The organism is Chitinophaga oryzae, assembly GCF_012516375.2.
Lineage (GTDB): Bacteria > Bacteroidota > Bacteroidia > Chitinophagales > Chitinophagaceae > Chitinophaga > Chitinophaga oryzae.
Map to the genome: position 1 here is coordinate 2,808,431 of NZ_CP051204.2, position 18,311 is coordinate 2,826,741.

Annotated in this window: 12 protein-coding genes; 10 read left to right on the forward strand and 2 right to left on the reverse strand. The window is 53.8% G+C overall.

What is annotated here, in order from left to right; genetic code table 11:
• Positions 1-51 precede the first annotated feature (51 nt).
• From HF324_RS11775 to HF324_RS11810, 8 genes are all read left to right on the forward strand, one after another.
• Positions 52-627 (forward strand): hypothetical protein, encoded by a 576-nt coding sequence (locus tag HF324_RS11775; protein ID WP_168859840.1) that lies wholly within the window; start codon positions 52-54, stop codon positions 625-627.
• Positions 628-1,041: 414 nt separating this feature from the next.
• Positions 1,042-2,055: a Gfo/Idh/MocA family protein gene (locus HF324_RS11780; RefSeq protein ID WP_168859841.1), complete on the forward strand. Its 1,014-nt coding sequence runs from the start codon at positions 1,042-1,044 to the stop codon at positions 2,053-2,055.
• Between the two features lie 35 nt (positions 2,056-2,090).
• On the forward strand, positions 2,091-3,431 hold the full coding sequence (locus tag HF324_RS11785) for a Gfo/Idh/MocA family oxidoreductase (RefSeq protein ID WP_168802651.1): 1,341 nt from the start codon (positions 2,091-2,093) through the stop codon (positions 3,429-3,431).
• A 98-nt stretch (positions 3,432-3,529) separates the two neighbouring features.
• Positions 3,530-4,906: a sugar MFS transporter gene (locus tag HF324_RS11790; protein ID WP_168802652.1), complete on the forward strand. Its 1,377-nt coding sequence runs from the start codon at positions 3,530-3,532 to the stop codon at positions 4,904-4,906.
• Positions 4,887-6,062 carry an N-acetylglucosamine-6-phosphate deacetylase gene (gene nagA / locus HF324_RS11795; protein ID WP_168802653.1) on the forward strand — a complete coding sequence of 392 codons (1,176 nt, stop codon included), beginning with the start codon at positions 4,887-4,889 and terminating at the stop codon, positions 6,060-6,062. The genes HF324_RS11790 and nagA overlap by 20 nt, the downstream gene beginning before the upstream one ends.
• Positions 6,063-6,122: 60 nt before the next feature.
• The gene (locus tag HF324_RS11800; protein WP_168859842.1) at positions 6,123-7,142 is read left to right on the forward strand and encodes an NAD-dependent epimerase/dehydratase family protein; all 1,020 of its coding nucleotides are present in this window, start codon (positions 6,123-6,125) and stop codon (positions 7,140-7,142) included.
• Between the two features lie 33 nt (positions 7,143-7,175).
• On the forward strand, positions 7,176-8,231 hold the full coding sequence (locus HF324_RS11805) for a dihydrodipicolinate synthase family protein (protein WP_168802655.1): 1,056 nt from the start codon (positions 7,176-7,178) through the stop codon (positions 8,229-8,231).
• Positions 8,224-9,411 carry a M20 metallopeptidase family protein gene (locus HF324_RS11810; protein ID WP_168859843.1) on the forward strand — a complete coding sequence of 396 codons (1,188 nt, stop codon included), beginning with the start codon at positions 8,224-8,226 and terminating at the stop codon, positions 9,409-9,411. Before HF324_RS11805 ends, HF324_RS11810 begins: the two co-directional genes overlap by 8 nt.
• A gap of 26 nt (positions 9,412-9,437) precedes the next feature.
• On the opposite strand, the gene HF324_RS11815 is transcribed toward HF324_RS11810, so the two are convergent.
• Together HF324_RS11815 and HF324_RS11820 are read right to left on the reverse strand one after the other, a co-directional pair.
• A complete protein-coding gene (locus tag HF324_RS11815) occupies positions 9,438-11,030 on the reverse strand; it encodes an ABC-F family ATP-binding cassette domain-containing protein (protein ID WP_168859844.1) in 1,593 nt (530 codons plus the stop codon).
• Positions 11,031-11,273: 243 nt separating this feature from the next.
• Entirely contained in the window at positions 11,274-12,473 is a 1,200-nt protein-coding gene (locus HF324_RS11820; RefSeq protein ID WP_168859845.1) for a sensor histidine kinase, read from the reverse strand.
• A gap of 270 nt (positions 12,474-12,743) precedes the next feature.
• Here HF324_RS11820 and HF324_RS11825 point away from each other — a divergent pair, with 270 nt between their 5' ends.
• Positions 12,744-13,955, forward strand: coding sequence for an MDR family MFS transporter (locus tag HF324_RS11825; RefSeq protein ID WP_168859846.1), 1,212 nt, complete (start codon positions 12,744-12,746; stop codon positions 13,953-13,955).
• 73 nt (positions 13,956-14,028) lie between these two features.
• Positions 14,029-18,225 (forward strand): PAS domain S-box protein, encoded by a 4,197-nt coding sequence (locus HF324_RS11830; RefSeq protein WP_168802660.1) that lies wholly within the window; start codon positions 14,029-14,031, stop codon positions 18,223-18,225.
• Positions 18,226-18,311 lie beyond the last annotated feature (86 nt).

Here is an 18,311-nt window from a genome sequence, read left to right on the forward strand (position 1 = left end):
TTGTCGGCCTTCTCCCTGCCCGCTGATACCAGCATAATCAGTAAACACCATTTGAAAAAAGAACTGGAGTTGAATGAGTGTATCGGGTACTCGTCCAAACAGCCGGAACTGCTGCGGTTGTATGGCCAGTCTTTTTCCGGAAGCATGGCGGCCGGCAACGATGAAGGCAATGGCTTTTCCAACTACGCCCTCTTTTTCGTAACCCCTGAAAATAACAAGGTAGGCGCTTATACCCTCCATACGGAAACAAAAGACAAGACAGCGGCATTGGTCAAACTGATGAACGAAAAACTGGGTAAAACCGATTATCACTATCGCAGTAAGGAGTTTACCAACCAGGTGTGGTATAAAGATGGCTTGTATTATTTTTTCAATACGAACAATACGATCGTCAATATGGGAGAGAAAACCACCACCGGCGATTTGACGGTTATCAGTGAAAAAAGCCCGGTTTTCCTGGAGTGGCATAGCTCCGGCGGCGGATTCTCTTATTATGGCGAATACCTGAAGGAAAAGAAGAAACCGGAACATCAGGGTAAAAACTTCTCTTACAGGGATTTTATAGAAGCGGAAAAAGAGAACGGTTCGTTTTTGGGCAATACGTATTTTGATAACTACGTTCAATAAACATGTTTAACGGACGCGGGCTCCGCCTTTTATCCGGAGCGCCGCTGTCCATCCCGCAACTCCCCATCCCGTAGCTTCATCCCCGCAGCTCCCGGCTTTCAGTAACCGCTGTCCATCCCGCAACTCCCCATCCCGCAGCCTCATCCCCGCAGCTCTCATTTTCTGTAACAGCTTATCCCCCGCAGCTCCCGTTCCCCGGAAAACATTCCGTCATCTCCTCTTGTACAAAAAAAACATTGTGCGTTTTCAAAAAAATAACTATTTTTCGGGTACGTACCCGGAAATTGAAAAACGAATACTTCCGGCGGCGCAGCAATCAACTGAAATTTTCGATAACAGGCCAACTGTTATACTATATAAAAGGACATTCATCAGCTCGTCCAGATCAATTAAAGCAACCGTAAAAATTCCAACATGAAAAGCAGTCGCCGCAATTTTATCCGTAATACCGCATTGGCAGGCATAGGAACAGGACTATTGGGAGGCATCCGGCCTTTGTACGGCAGGAGCGGGGTGCAGCAAACAAACGGGATACGTATCGGTATCATCGGACTGGACACCTCTCACGCTATCGCCTTTACCAAAGGCTTCAATAACCCGGCGACGGTCCCCGGGCTGGAAGGCATGCGGGTGGTGGCCGCTTTACCGCAAACAAGCCCGGACATCGAACTGAATAAAAAAAGACTGCCGGGATATACGGAACAGATAAAAGCCATGGGTGTGGAAATCGTAGATTCCATGCAGGCGCTGCTTGATAAGTCGGACGTAATACTGGTGGAATCCAATGACGGCCGTCCGCACCTGGCGCAGGCCATGCCGGCTATAAAAGCCGGTAAAAAAGTGTTTATCGATAAGCCGTTGGCGGCCTCTCTGGCAGATGGCATCGCCATCGCCAAAGCGGCAAAAAAATATAACGCCCCTATTTTCTCTTCTTCCGCGCTGCGCTTTATGGACAGCGTAAAACAGGTACAACAGGGCGCTATCGGGAAAGTAACCGGCGCCGACACTTTTAGTCCGGCAGCCCTGGAAAAAACACACCCCGACCTTTTCTGGTACGGCATCCACGGCATAGAAACACTCTTTGCCGTGATGGGCAGCGGGTGTAAGACGGTGACCCGCTTCAGTACCCCCGGCAGCGACGTGGTTGTGGGACAATGGGCAGATGACCGCATCGGTACTTTCAGGGGTACGCGCAACAGCCCGGATGAATTCGGCGGCCGCGTTTTCGGCGAGAAAGGCAACCTGCTGCTCGGTCCCTTTAAAGGCTACGAAGCGCTGTTGCAGGAGATAGCTGTTTTCTTCCGTACCGGCGTGGCGCCGGTAAAACCGGAAGAGACACTGGAGATACTGGCCTTTATGGAAGCTGCGCAGGAAAGCAAACGTAATGGCGGTAAACCGGTAGCGCTGGCGAATATCAATATTATATAAACCTGTAATTCCAATACCAAAAAACCTGATAGCTTATGAAGGCGTCCCGTAGAGACTTCCTGAAGAAAACAACCAAAGGCACGGCAGCTGTTGTGCTGGGTAGCATGCTGCCCGGTATCAGCGCCGCAAGTTATGCCCGCATCATAGGCGCCAACGAGCGGATGCGGGTAGGCATGATGGGCGTGAACTCCCGCGGGCTGGCGCTGGCCAACAACTATGCCCGTCAGCAGAACTGTGAAGTGGTATCAGTGTCTGATGTGGATACCCGCGCGGCGGCAAAGTGCATCGACAGTGTGTTTAAGATCTCCCAAAGGAAACCAAAAGATGTTCCGGACTTCCGGAAAGCCCTCGAGAATAAAAACATGGACGCTCTCATCGTGGCGGCGCCGGACCACTGGCATGCACCGGCGGCCATCCTCGCGGCAAAGGCAGGCAAACATGTATACCTCGAAAAGCCCTGCAGTCATAACCCGCATGAAGGGGAACTGCTGGTAAAAGTGGCGGATAAATACAAAAGTGTTATCCAGATGGGCAACCAGCGACGCTCCTGGCCCAATGTGGAAGAAGCTGTCCGCGAGGTGCACCAGGGTACCATCGGCCGCGCCTATTTCGCTAAAGGGTGGTATACCAATAACCGTAAATCCATTGGCCACGGCAAGGAAATGGCTGTTCCGGAATGGCTCGACTACGACCTGTGGCAGGGCCCCGCTCCGCGCCGCGCGCTGAAAGATAACCTGATACATTATAACTGGCACTGGTTCTGGAACTGGGGCACCGGCGAAGCGCTCAACAATGGTACTCATATGATAGACCTGATGCGCTGGGGGCTTGGAGCAGACTATCCGAGCCGCGTTGTCTCCGCCGGGGGCCGGTACCGTTATTCAGACGACTGGGAAACGCCGGATACACAGGTCATCACGCTGGAATTTCCCAACAATACCAGCATGACCTGGGAAGGCCGCAGCTGCAACGGGCGCACCGTGGAAGGCAACTCCGTAGGCGTCATCTTCTACGGCGAAAAAGGCTCGCTGGTGATTGACGGTAACGCCTATACGATTTATGACCTGGACAACAAAGTAGTGAAGGAAGTAAAGAACCAGGCGATCATCGATCCGCGCAACCTGATGAATCCTGCGGAAAGCCTCGATGCGCTGCATATCCGGAATTTCTTTGACGGTATCCGGAAAGGTGCAAAGCTGAACGCAGATATCCTCAGCGGTTATCAAAGCACCCTGCTGTGCCAGCTGGGAAATATTTCCCTTCGCTCCGGTAACGCCCTGCATATCGACACCAGCAATGGTCACATCCTGAATGATGCGGTTGCGCAACAGTATTGGAAACGCGAGTACGAAAAAGGATGGGAACCTACTTTATAATTAATTACGAATTACGAATTACGAATGGGTAGTTCTATAGGGAACTATTCTGTCAGTAAGCGCTTAATTCGTAATTCGTAATTCGTAATTCGTAATTTATGCAAAACACTAACCGGGTAGATCCGGGACAGCTAAGCCGCAGGGATACTGTTATCTCCATCCTCATTATCGGGATGCTGTTTTTTATCTTCGGCTTTGTTACCTGGGTGAACGCCATTCTGATACCGTACTTCAAGATCGCCTGCGAGCTGACGAACTTTCAGTCTTATCTCGTGGCCTTCGCTTTTTATATTTCCTACTTCATCATGTCGGTGCCTTCCTCTTACCTGCTGAAAGCAGTAGGCTTCAAGAAGGGGATTATGCTGGGGTTCTGGACCATGGCGCTGGGCGCTGCTATCTTTGTCCCGGCAGCGTTCACCCGTACGTACGAAGTATTCCTGCTGGGACTCTTCACAATCGGGCTGGGACTGGCTGTGCTGCAGACGGCCGCCAATCCCTATATCACCATCCTGGGCCCGAAAGAAAGCGCGGCACAGCGTATCAGTATCATGGGCATCTGCAATAAAGGCGCAGGTATTATCGCGCCGCTGATTTTTGCCGCCGTGATCCTGAAGCCTACAGACAGCACGTTGTTTGCCCAACTGCAGCATATGGCCGGCGATGCGAAAGAAGCGGCGCTGGACGAACTGATACGCCGGGTGATCACACCTTACAGTGTGGTGGCCATCGTGTTGTTTTTGTTAGGATTACTGGTCCGGTATTCTCCGCTGCCGGATATCGATACCGAGAAAGAAGAAGGGGCGGTGGCTGCTGCCAACGCCGGTAAGAAGACCATCTTCGGTTTTCCGCACCTGATCCTCGGCGCCGTCGCTATATTTCTCCACGTGGGCACACAGGTGGTGGCCATCGATACTATTATCGGTTATGCCACGTCTATGCATATACCGTTGATGGAAGCCAAGACTTTTCCTTCCTACACCTTGTTCGTAACGATCTGCGGTTATATGCTGGGAATTGTCACCATTCCTAAACTCCTCAGCCAGGTGAATGCGTTGCGTATCTGTACTTTATTGGGCGCGCTGTTCACCGTCGGTATTATTTATATGCGGGGAGAAGTCCGGCTGCTGGGACATACGGCGGATGTCTCCATCTGGTTTGTAGTGCTGCTGGGCTTTGCCAATTCACTGGTATGGGCCGGTATCTGGCCGCTGGCACTGGATGGACTGGGCCGCTTTACGAAGCTGGGCGGTTCACTGATGATCATGGGATTAAGCGGTAACGCCATGCTGCCGCCGTTATACGGTTATTTCGCGGACCATTACGATGTGCGTCATGCGTACTGGGTATTGTTTCCCTGTTACCTGTACCTGATATTTTACGCTTTCTATGGGCATAAGATCAGGCACTGGACGCCGGTGGCCCGTTCGTTGAAAGTTTACCCTGAAAAAGAATTACATGGAACAGAGAAAGTATAAGATTGTCAACGGGCACATTATCACCCCTTACCGGATCATCCGCAATGGTACGCTGGTCACGGAAGGAGGGCGCATCCTCGCCATCAGCGGCCGTGATGTGGAGATGCCGGATGCCGTTGTCGTGGATGCGAAAGGACAGTATGTGTCTCCGGGTTTTATAGACCTGCACGTGCACGGCGGCGGCGGTCATGATTTTATGGACGGCACGGTAGAAGCTTTTCTGGCAGTAGCGGAAAAGCACCGGGAATTTGGCACTACATCCATTGTGCCGACAACATTGAGCAGCGACAAAGCCAGTCTGCTGAAGGCCGTTGAAGTATATGAAGCGGCAGCGGCACATAATACTTCCGGCGCCCGGTTTGCGGGGTTGCACCTGGAAGGACCTTATGTTTCCATGAACCAACGGGGCGCGCAGGACCCGAAATACATCCGTCATCCGGATGCGGAGGAGTACATGGAAGTGTTGTCCGCTTCCAAAGTGGTGACGCGCTGGAGTGCTGCGCCGGAACTACCGGGAGCCCTGCCTTTCGGCCGCTACCTGCGCTCCAGGGGTATCCTTGCTGCAGCTGCTCATACCGACGCCATCTACGAAGAAATGCTGGAAGCATACGAGAACGGCTATACGCATATCACCCACATGTATTCGGCGATGTCGGGGGTAACGCGGCGCAATGCTTTCCGTTACGCCGGCGCTATCGAAGCGGCCTACCTGATCGATGAAATGACGGTGGAGATTATCGCCGACGGCGTACATCTGCCGGCGCCATTGTTGAAACTGGTCTATAAAATAAAAGGCCCGGGAAAAACGGCCCTCATCACCGACGCGATGCGCGCTGCCGGAATGGGGCCGGGAGAAAGCATCCTCGGCGGACTGGACAACGGTATCCCCGTGATCGTGGAAGATGGCGTGGCCAAACTACCGGACCGCAGCTCTTTTGCAGGCAGTGTGGCTACGGCAGACCAGCTGGTGCGCACGATGGTTAACCTCGCAGAAGTACCGCTGGTGGAGGCGGTGCGCATGGCTACCGCCACACCCGCGGCCATCGCCGGCATCGCTGGCCATACAGGGACGCTGGTGGAAGGAAAGGCCGCAGATATTATTTTCTTTGATGAACAAATCAGGGTAAGCACCGTCTTCATCGGAGGCGAATGCTAACCTAAACGGCTATACGGTTTAGAACGCTTTATCATCTTTCAACATAAAACCATCCATCATATGACAGGTAACATACAGGCAACGGTAGCATCGCTGCTGCAACCATCGCACGAGCTGGTGGCGGCGATGGCTGCGCTGGAAGGCGATATCCTTCTGCTAGGCGTAGGCGGGAAAATTGGTCCCAGCCTGGCGAAGCTGGCCAAACAGGCCGTCGACCAGTCCGGCGTGCCCCGCAGGATCATCGGCGTGTCGCGGTTAACAGAACCGGGACTGAAAGAACAACTGGAACAGGACGGCATCGAAACCATCGCCGCCGACCTGCTGAATGAAGACGAGCTGTCCGCACTGCCGGACGTTAAAAACGTATTGTACCTCGCCGGCACCAAATTCGGGACAACCGGCAAAGAAGCCTTTACCTGGGCCATGAACGCCTACCTGCCCGGACGGGTGGCGGAAAAGTACCGCAACTCCCGCATTGTGGTATATTCTACCGGTAACGTATATCCGCTCACGCCGGTATTTCAGGGTGGTGCAGACGAGTCGGTAGCGCCCGCGCCGGTAGGGGAGTATGGCCAGTCATGCCTCGGCAGGGAACGTATCTTTCAGCATTTCTCCCGGCAATACGGTACGCCGGTGCTGATATACCGGCTGAACTATGCCAACGATCTGCAGTACGGCGTACTGCTGGAAATAGCAAAGTCTGTACGCGACGGCAAACCGATCGACCTGCGCATGGGACATGTGAACGTTATCTGGCAGGGCGATGCCAACGAGATGGCGCTGCGTGCCTTCGCACATTGCTCCGCGCCGGCAAAACTGCTCAATATCACCGGCCCTGAAACAGCGCCTGTACGCTGGATCGCGAAGGAGTTCGGCCTGCATTTCGGGAAAGAGCCCGTTTTCGTGAATGAAGAACAATCCACTGCCTTACTAAGCAATGCAGCGGAGAGCTTCCGGCTGTTCGGCTATCCGAAAGTGTCCCTGAAGCAGATGATCGGGCTCACGGCAGCCTGGCTGGAACAGGGCGGCCGCACCATCTCCAAGGCCACCCACTTCCAGGAAAGGGAAGGCCAGTTTTAATTTTCTCCATCATTTACTACAATCAACCGAATCATGATACCGGATTTATTATACAGCGGTACCGTTATCCCGGCGCACCCGCTGGCGCTGGATGCTGACCGCCGGCTCGATGAGTACCGCCAGCGGCGGCTCACCCGTTATTACATCGCCAGCGGCGTGGGTGGCGTGGCGGTAGGCGTACACACCACCCAGTTTGCCATCCGCGATCCCAAAGTGGGGTTATATGAAACCGTACTCCGCCTGGCATCGGAAGAAATAGCTGCCGCACAGCTGAAACGTCCGTTTATAAAAGTGGCTGGCCTCTGTGGTCCTACCGCACAGGCCGCCGATGAAGCGCGGGTGGCACTGAAATACGGTTACCATCTGGGTTTACTAAGTTTGGGTGGCTTAAACCATTTGTCGGAAGGCGAGCTGATAGCCCATGTGCGGACGGTATCTGAAATAATTCCCATCTTCGGCTTTTACCTGCAACCCTCTGTGGGAGGCCGTATCCTGAGTTATAGTTTTTGGGAACAGCTGGTGGAGATACCCGGCGTGAAGGCGATCAAAACTGCGCCGTTCAACCGTTACCAGACCCTCGATGTGGTAAGAGCGGTCTGCCACTCTTCCCGCTGTGAGGATATAGCGCTGTATACCGGTAACGACGACAATATTGTGGCCGACCTCCTCACGACGTATCGCTTTACTGTCAACGGCCGAGAGGTGACCAAAGGGTTTGCCGGCGGACTGTTGGGGCACTGGTCTGTTTGGAGCAGTCAGGTAGTGCCGCTCTTCGATCGCGTAAAAAAGTGTATACTTGAGGATTATTCAGGCGCAGGAAAACTGTTGACGGAAGGAATAGCAGTCACCGATATGAATGCGGCGCTGTTCGATCCATCCAATGCTTTCCACGGCTCTATCGCCGGTATCCACGAGGTATTGCGGCGGCAGGGGCTACTGGAAGGTATCTGGTGCCTGGATGAAGCTGAAACTTTATCCCCCGGGCAACTGGAAGAAATTGACCGTGTGACGGCTGCTTATCCGCAGCTGACAGACGACAGTTTCGTGAAAGCTTTCCTGGAAAAGGAAAAAAATATTGTCAATGCTTAAAGAAAAAATCCGGCAGCTGGCCGGCAGTATCCAGGAAGAAACGATCGCCAACCGGCGCCATCTTCATGCACATCCGGAACTTTCCTACCAGGAAGTGAATACGGCTGCTTTTATTGCCGGCAAACTGAAGGACCTCGGCATCCCTTTTGAACCCATGGCCAACACCGGACTGGTGGCCCTGTTGCAGGGCGGCAAGCCGGGAAACGGCCAGGTGGTGGCGCTGCGGGCGGATATTGACGCCCTGCCCATCCGGGAGCTCAATGAGGTGCCTTATAAATCCCGGCATGATGGGGTGATGCATGCCTGCGGCCATGACGTGCATACGTCCTCTTTATTGGGCACCGCTACCATCCTCAGCAGGATGAAGGAAGATTTTGCGGGCACCGTGAAATTCATTTTTCAGCCGGCGGAAGAACTGATTCCCGGCGGCGCCAGTATGATGATCAAAGAGGGCGTGCTGGAAAATCCCCGTCCGCATCATGTGCTGGGGCAGCATACCATGCCTGAACTGCCGGCCGGCAAGGTAGGATTCAGAGGGGGCCGTTATATGGCCAGCAACGACGAAATTTTTATAACAGTGAAAGGTAAAGGCGGCCACGGCGCTATGCCTCACCTGGGGATAGACCCGGTGGTGGTGGCCTGCCATATCGTGATCGCCCTGCAACAGATCGTGAGCCGTCGTGTAAACCCGCTGTTGCCGTCTGTGCTGTCTTTCGGCAAAATGCTGGCGAATGGCGCTACCAACGTGATCCCCGACCAGGTAAGGCTGGAAGGCACTTTCCGCTCTCTCGACGAAAAATGGCGGCGCGAAGCGCACGCTAAAATCAAAAAGATGGCCATCTCCATTGCGAAAGGCATGGAAGCTACGTGTGACATCGAAATACATCAGGGATACCCGGTGCTGATCAACAATGAAAAATTAACCAGCATTACCCGTACCCATGCGGAAGAATTCCTGGGCACGGATAATGTGGTGGACCTGGATATCTGGATGGCGGCAGAAGATTTTGCCTACTACTCCCAGCAGGCGGACGCCTGCTTTTACCGCCTGGGCGTGCGCAACGAGGCCCGCGGCATCGTCTCCGGCCTGCACACCGCCACTTTTGATGCCGATGAACATGCGCTGGAAACCGGCGCGGGCCTGATGGCTTACCTCGCCCTGAAAACACTGGGCAATTGAAATTTTAAAATTTAAAAATTTTAAAACTATAGCTGTAGTATTTCCGTGACGCCCGTTTCTTCCAGGAAGCGGGCGTCGTGCGATACCACGACCAGCGTACCCTGGTACGCGGCGAATATCTGTGTCAGCATCCGGATGTTGGTCAGGTCCAGGTTGTTGGTCGGTTCGTCGAGGATGATCATGTCGGGCGACTGGCTGCGGAGCGTCATACAGCACAGGGCCAGCCGGAGCGTTTCTCCGCCGCTCAGCGCGCTGCAGGGTTTGTCCCAGTCGTCGGGCCCGAAAAGGAACCGCACCAGCATAGTATTCAGTTTCCCTTCGTCCAATTTGATATCGTTGCTGGCGGCCGCCTGTTGCCTCACGGTCTTGCTGCGGTCTATACTGCTGTAGTCCTGGTCCAGCACAAGGCTGCTGAATGGTGCTACGTACAGGCGTCCCTGTTGGGCCGGCAGCTGGCCGGTGATAAGTTTGATGAGGGTAGACTTACCGCTGCCATTGTTGCCGGCAATAGCCAGCCGGTCGCCGCTTTTGATAATAAAATCCAGTGGCTGCGGCCATAAGGGCGCTCCATCGGGCCAGGCGTAGTTCAACTGTTCTGCCTGTACCAGTATTTTGCCTTTATGTCCCGGCGGCGTGGCGAAATGCCCCTTCATGATACGCGCCACCTGGTCGTTGGCCGAAGCGGCGTCCAGCGTGGCCTGCAAGCCGGCTACTTTTTCCGCATGCACCTCCTGGGTGCGGGCGGTGGTTTTGGCGGCCTGGTCCCTGCGTCCGTTCATCAGGATCTTTGGAATGTTCCCTTCGCTGCGGCTTTTGTTTCCGCGGGCATTTTCCCGCTGTTGTCTTTCAAAGGCCTGTTGCTGCGCAGCCCGCGCCTCTTTCAGCGATTTCTCCGCATGCGCGATCTGTTGCTGCAGCGCTGCTGTTTCTTCGGCTTTTTTCTTCTCGTAGAAGGCGTAGTTGCCGCCATACACCTGCAGCCGTGCGTTGTTCAGCTCCCAGATGGGGCTGCACAGCTCCAGCAATTGCCGGTCGTGGCTCACGATCAGCAGCGATTTGCTGTTGCGGGCCACCCAGTCGTATAGCTGTGCCCGTGCGGTCTTGTCAAGGTGATTGGTGGGCTCGTCCAGCAGGATGGCTGCCGGTACAGTGAGGTCGCTGCCGGCGAGGAACGCCCGCGTTTTTTCACCGCCGCTAAGCTGTGAAAAGGCGGCCGTTAGCGGAATATGGGCGATGTTCCACCGGGCGAACAGCTGTTCGCAGCGCTCCATAATATCCCAGTCGTCACCCAGGGCGTCGAAATGGGCTTCCTGCGTGTCGCCGGCCAGGATGGCCTGCAGCGCGTGTATTTTGGCGTCGATGCCCAATACCTGCGCTACGGTACGGTCGTTGAACTGCCCAAAATGCTGTGGTACATAATACAACGGTGCATTCCGCACAATCGATCCGCTTTGCGGCGCCAGCTGGCCTGCCAGTATTTTCAGCAGGGTGGACTTGCCGGCGCCGTTATCGCCGGTGATGGCGGCATGTTCGTTCTTGTCCAGTGTGAAATGCAGGTCATCAAATAATACCCTGTTGGGCGGCAGTTGAAAATGGATATGTTGTGCGGTCAGTAGCATGCGTGTCGTTTGTCTTGTAAACAATAAGGTTCCGGGCGGCGTTGAGAGCTACTTGTTTCATGGGTGTAAATTTTAGATAAGAAAATAATCACCGGCCATGCCGTATGATTTATTAAAATCAGTAAATAAACTAAATGACTAAATGGAAAAATGACCTGATGGCCAGGGTTCCGGAGCGGAACAAAAGGTTATATGTGTGTGGGTAATTCTCACATGATGGAGCAAAGGTACAATTTTTTCGGATCAGGCCAAAGGAAATGACAGAAAAAACGAGCAACCCTTGTCTGGATTGTTCTGGAACCATATACGGCCATGCTGCGCTGCGGTATATTCTCCGCACAGGTAGAGGCCCAGGCCGATGCCTTTTTCGTTGCCTGTACCAAAAGTAGAGCGGGCTTTCAGTGAGAAGATCTCCGGCACCCGTTTGGGGTCTATGCCGGTGCCGGTATCGCGGATGGTGATCAGGCACTGCCGGTTTTCCGGCCGCGCTTCGAGGATGATCTGGCCGCCGGGGGCGGTGAACTTAATGGCATTGCCTACCAGGTTGCGGATAATGAGCTGCAGCATGTTGAGGTCGGCCATGGCAGTGAGGTTTTTATCAATATCCGTGGTCAGGTGTAATCGTTTGTTGGTGATAAAGGTGGTGTGGATGTCGAGCACCGGCATCACGGCCTTGAACACGTTGACAGGCGCGAGATGTACGGTAAGGCCCTGCAGCTGGCCTTTAGACCACAGCAGCATATTGTACAGCATGTCCTGCGTGGTATTGACCATGGCCAGCAGTTCCGCTTCCATCTGCAGCTTTTGCTCCGGCGGCAGCTGGATGTCTTTCATCAGTTCAAGATAAGATTGTATGGAAGCCATCGGGCTGCGAAGGTCGTGGGAGATAATGGAAAACAGCTTGTTCTTTTCCGTGTTCAGCATTTCGAGCACCCGCGTCTTTTCTTCTCCCTGCTGCTTTTCGCGGTTATACGCATTTTTCAGGTAGATGGTACCGAAGAAAATGACCAGTACGCTGGTCAGATAAGTGGCGGAGAGGTCCACGATTTTCGATGCGCGGCTGACATACATGTCAGGCACCAGCTCAGGATGATAGTACTCGATAAGAATGATGGTCGTCACCAGCAGCAGGTTAAACACCAGCCATATCACGTATTGCCCGGGGGGCGCCACGATCATCACCAGGAAGAAAGTAAGGGTGAAGGTCAACAGGCTGGCGCCGGAAATGCCGGAACTTACAAAATAGATCCAGGCAAACAGGAGGTTGACCAGCACTACGGAGACGGCTATACTGAGTGCTGACCGGTTTTTGAAACGGGACAGATAATACAGGCCCGCCAGGGCCAGCAGCAGGATAATGAAGATCAGTCCTGTTGTCCGGAGGCCGGTAAAATAATTGAAAGGCGCCTGTACGATGCTCACCACCATTGCTAGGAGGCACATAGAATTAAAAATGCGGTTTTCCAGGGTTACTTCAGCAGGAGGGCCCACAAGGTACAGGAGTTTCGCTTGTAGCTGCTTTCTAAAGTCAATTCTCATAGATGATGGCATATAGCAAAGCTAAAAAAATAGGAAGATTAGAACTGGTCTACCTGAAATTTGCAAACTGGACTAATTAAAAATAACTACATAATGTGAAATTTACATACTAAAAAGCGTACCATATTTTTTTAAAGGGTCCGACGAATCACATAAAGAAACAACGAAAGGAGAATGATAGCGAAGATTACGCAGACCTACCGGTCTTCCTTCAGTGGCCTGAGCAGAGAGACATGGTTACTGAGCCTGGTGATATTGATTAACCGTACGGGCACCATGGTGGCGCCGTTTCTGAGCATCTATCTCACGAAAAACCTGCACCGCGACATTGCAGATGCGGGCCTCATCATCACCCTGTTTGGCGTAGGCGCTGTACTGGGATCGCTGGCCAGCGGTTATTTTATTGACAAACTGGGCTTCCGGGCCGTTCAGATTTTTACTTCCGTCACCGGCGGTGTTTTGTTCATCGCCTTTGGTTATATCACTCATTTCCCGGCGCTGTGTGTGATGACGGTCATCCTGAGTTTTGTGGCGGAAGCCTTCCGGCCTGCCAATGGGGCAGCTATTGCCGCTTATTCCAAACCGGAGAACCTGACCCGTTCCTATTCGCTTAACCGGTTTGCCATGAACCTGGGCTGGGCGTTGGGCAGTTCCCTCGGCGGCATACTGGCAGCCATCAATTATCACCTGCTGTTCTGGGTGGAAGGCGGTGTATACATCACCGTCGGCCTGTTAATTACCTTTTTATTGCCTGCTTATAAAGGCGTTCCGCGCAAGTCCGCTGTCAGCGGCATCGCCCGCGATCTGCCTATCTGGAAAGATCCTTTCCTGTTCCGGTTCCTTATCTGGGTAACGGTGTATACCGCTTCTTTCGGGCTCATTTTCCGCCTGGTGCCTATCTATTGGAAAGAAGACTGGCATATCAACGAATCGGTGATCGGGTTGCTGCTGGGGGTGAACGGCGTTATTATCGCGCTGTTTGAAATGGTGCTGGTAAGACGCTGGGAGAGCCGTAAATCAGCTATGTACTATATTATAGGCGGCGTGGTGGTAACAGCGGCGGGTTACCTGTTTTTCATTATTCCCCCGGTAGTGCCGATTGCACTGGCTTTCCTGGGAGTGGTGTTTTTTACGGTGGGGGAGATGATGGCGTTTCCTTTTATCAATGCGGTGATCATGGGCCGTTCCAACGATACTAACAGGGGCCGTTATGCGGCGGCCTATGCGCTGACCTGGTCGGTAGCGCAGGTGGTAGGTCCCGGCGGCGGCGCCCTGGTGGCGGAGCGTTGGGGCTTTGGTATGCTGTGGTCTATATTGATAGGGGTTTGTCTTATCTGTGCGGCGGGATTGTGGCGCCTCTCCCTGAAAAAGGCCGTGGCGGCTTGATCCATAACCATTTCGTGTGAGCCGGACCATTTAAATCCTTATATTTATAGCGGATTTAAATGAAATATCGCTGATGGCCATTGTTGATACAGTTAATACAGACAGGTATCCCTTTCTTGCCGGCGGAGGAGAAACGGGTGCGCTGATCCGGAATTATCCCTGGGAGAAGACGTCGATAGGTCCGGCAGATGGATGGCCACAGAGTTTGAAAACCTGTCTGAGGATCATTCTCACTTCCAGCCAGCCCATGTTCGTATGGTGGGGCCCGGAGCTGATCAATTTTTACAACGACGCTTACCGTGCCATCGTGGGCGGTAAACACCCGGCCAGCCTCGGACAACCGGCCCATAAAGTATGGACGGAAATCTGGGGCCATATCGTGCCGCGCGTGGAGCAATGCCTGCACAACAATGAAGGCACCTACGACGAGGCCATGCTGCTGATCATGGAACGCAACGGCTACCCGGAAGAAACCTATTATACATTTTCGTACAGTCCCATCCCCGGCGACGACGGCGTGCCGGCAGGTATCCTCTGCGCCAATACTGACGATACCGATCGTATCTTATCGGCACGGCAGATGCGCACGCTCAAAGACCTGGCGAGGTATAATCTCAACAGCAAACGGGTACAGGACGTTTATACCAACAGCCTGCTCGCGCTGCAGGAGAATGAACACGATTTTCCTTTCGCTTTTTTCTATGCCATCGATCATGCCGTTCCTCATCTGAAGGGTTATACGGTCCATGACCTGCCGGAGAACGTATTTCCCCGGGAGGCGAACGCGGATGACAGTACGCTGATCTGGCCGCTGGCAGAGGTGCTCCGGCGCAACAGTCCCCTGTTGACGGAGCAGCTGCAGCTCAAGGCCGGTCCGCTGCCCTCCGGCTCCTGGAAGTTATCGCCGGACAAGGCGCTGGTGCTGCCGGTACAGCATAACAATTCCGGTGCGCATTATGGAGTGCTGATCATCGGGTTAAACCCGCACCGGAAGCCGGACGAAAAATACCTTGCATTCTTTCAGCTGGTTGCCGATCAAATCGGTGGCGCCATTGCCAGTACCAAAGCGTATGAAGAAGAACAACGGCGGGTTAATTCGCTGATGGAGATAGATCGGGCCAAAACCATTTTCTTCAGTAACATCAGCCACGAATTCCGGACGCCGCTGTCCCTCATGCTGGGACCCCTGGAAGATATGCTGGCCCGTGCCGGCGAACTACCGGAGGGAATGAAGGAGGAGTTGCAACTGGCACAGCGTAATACGCGGCGGCTGCTGAAACTGGTCAATTCCCTGCTGGACTTCTCCAGCATAGAAGCCGGCAGGATGCAGGCCAGCTATGCTCCTGTGGATATAGCGGCGCTCACCCGCGACCTGGTGAGCAACTTCGAACCTGCCATCAAAAAAGCGGGGGTAACGCTGGTCGCTGATTATGAACATCTTTCCCAGCCCGTGTATGTGGACAGGGACATGTGGGAGAAAATAGTGCTGAACCTCGTCTCCAACGCTTTTAAATACACCCTGGAAGGACGGATCACTATCAGCCTGCGTGAATACGCTGAAAACGTGGAGCTGACCGTGGAAGATACCGGTGTGGGCATTCCGGAAGCGGAACTGCCCCAGATGTTCCAGCGTTTTCACCGGGTGCAGAATAAAAACGGCCGCAGCCAGGAAGGCACCGGTATCGGGCTGTCGCTGGTCAACGAGCTGGTAAAGCTTCATGGCGGTACCATACAGGTGAACAGCCGGGAAGGAGAAGGAACGGTGTTTACCGTCAGCCTGCCGTTGGGACATGTCCATCTGCCCGCCGACAAGGTAATACATACTGCCGGCCATGCCGGCACGGATAGCCGCTATGCCTTTATGGAAGAAGCTTCCCGCTGGGACGATCCCGCACATCCTAAAACAACCGGTCCGGATGAAGGCAGACCTTACGTGCTGCTGGCAGATGATAATGCCGACATGCGGGAATATATCCGGAGATTGCTGGGCGATCATTTTGAAGTGATTGCCGTCAGGGATGGTGCCGCCGCGCTGGAGGCCATTGCCCGCCGTCCGCCCGACCTGGTGATCAGTGACGTGATGATGCCGCTGATAGATGGTTTCGCGCTGGTGAAGCTGTTGAAACAGAACCCTCTCACCATGCACCTGCCCGTGCTGCTGCTGTCTGCCCGCGCAGGCGAAGATGCCACGGTAGAAGGACTGGGGGCCGGCGCGGACGATTACCTGGCCAAACCTTTCTCTTCCCGCGAACTGATGTCCCGGGTGGATGCCAATATTAACACTGCCAAAGCCCGCAACCATGCGGCCAGCCAGTTGCGCGACCTGTTCAGGCAGGCGCCGGTGGCCATCCTGCTGTTGCATGGCCCTGATCATGTGGTGGAACTGGCCAACAGCCGCTACCTGGAGACGGTAAACATGGAAGAAGAGGAGCTTATCGGCAAGTCCCTGCTGGACATTGCGCCGGTACTGCATACCAACGGGTACCGGGAGCTGCTCGACAAGGTATTGCAAACCGGTGAGCCTTATGAAGCCCAGGCGCAGGAATTAACGTTTATCCGTCAGCGTAATCCCGTCAAACAGTATTTCAATTATGTGCTGCATCCCGTGCGTAGCTACAGCGGGAGCATCACCGGTATCATGATGGTAGCGGTGGACGTGACGGAAACGATCAACGCGCTGCAGCGGGTGGAGAGCAGCGAAAAATACTATCGCCATCTTTTACAGGGGCTTCCGGCCGCTATCTACACCTGCGATGCGGAAGGCCGCATCCTCTGGTATAATGAAGCGGCAGTGGCGCTGTGGGGCCGCACGCCGGTGGTCGGACAAGATCTGTGGTGCGGCTCCTGGAAGATATTTGATGTTGACGGTAAAACGCCCGTTCCACTGGAGACCTGCCCGATGGCGCAGGCGCTAAAGACGGGAGAAGCGGTCCGGGATGCAGAGATTGTCGTGGAAAGACCCGACGGCTCCCGCAGGCACGTGCAGCCTTACCCTGACCCGATCCTGGATGACCAGGGGCGTGTAACCGGCGCCGTTAATATGCTGATCGATATCACGGAATTAAGAGCTGCACAGATACACATGGCCCGGCTGGCCGCTATTGTGCAAGGCTCTGACGACGCCATTATCAGTAAAACGCTCGACGGTACCATCACGACGTGGAACCCCGGTGCGGAAAAACTTTTCGGATATACCAGCGAAGAAGCCATCGGGCAGTCGATCATGATGTTGATACCGGAAGAGCGGGCATCGGAAGAAACGGAAATTATAGACCGTTTAAGAAAAGGCATCGTGGTCGACCATTTTGAAACCAAACGCAGAACCAAAGACGGCCGGCTGCTGGATATTTCTTTAACCGTATCTCCGCTCAGGGACGCCAGGGGCTATATTGTAGGCGCTTCCAAAATAGCACGCGATATCACCGAACAGAAAAAGCTGTTCTCCGCGCTCCAGGAAAGCGAAGCCCGTTATATGAAGGTGGCGCAGGAAATGGAGGAAATAGTAGCACAACGCACGCTTGAGCTGACGGAAGCCAATTATTACCTGGAAAAATCCAACAAAGAACTCGAACAGTTTGCCTTTGTGACCAGTCATGACCTGCAGGAGCCTTTGCGTAAAATCCATACGTTCGCAGGCCTGCTCTGTGATTCCAGGCAGGACACGCTCAGCGACACCGGAAAGCTATACATCGAAAAGATGATGATCAGCGCCCGGCGGATGTCGCAGCTGATCCATGACCTGCTCAACTTCTCCCGGCTTAACCGTACAGACGATCCCTTTGTGCCTACTGATCTCAACGAGGTGATGGTCCACGTGCTGAACGATTTCGAAGTAACAGTAGGACAGAAAAAAGCTTCCGTGACGATCGATCCGTTGCCAACCATACCGGCGATACCTTTGCAGATGAACCAGCTGCTGTACAACCTGCTGGGCAACGCGCTGAAGTTTACATCAGAAGACCGTGACCCGGAAATCCGTGTCAGCGCACGGCTGCTTACGCCGGAAGATTTCGTGACCTATACTGAGCTGGATGTCAACCGCAGCTATTATGAAATTGCTGTAAAAGACAACGGTATCGGTTTTAACCAGATATATGAAAACAAGATCTTCCAGATTTTTCAACGGCTCAATAACCGCACGGCTTATGAAGGCACCGGTATAGGACTGGCCCTGTGCAACAAGATCGCTATCAACCACAAGGGATGTATCCGTGCGTTGGGCGTTCCGGGCGAAGGCGCTGTCTTTAACGTTGTTTTGCCTGCCATGTAAATATTAAACCCAGACTCCTTCGATTGGTATTTTTTTTGATCGATGCAGCTGTCCGCCTATTTATCTCTTTTATCGTTGACCAGGTT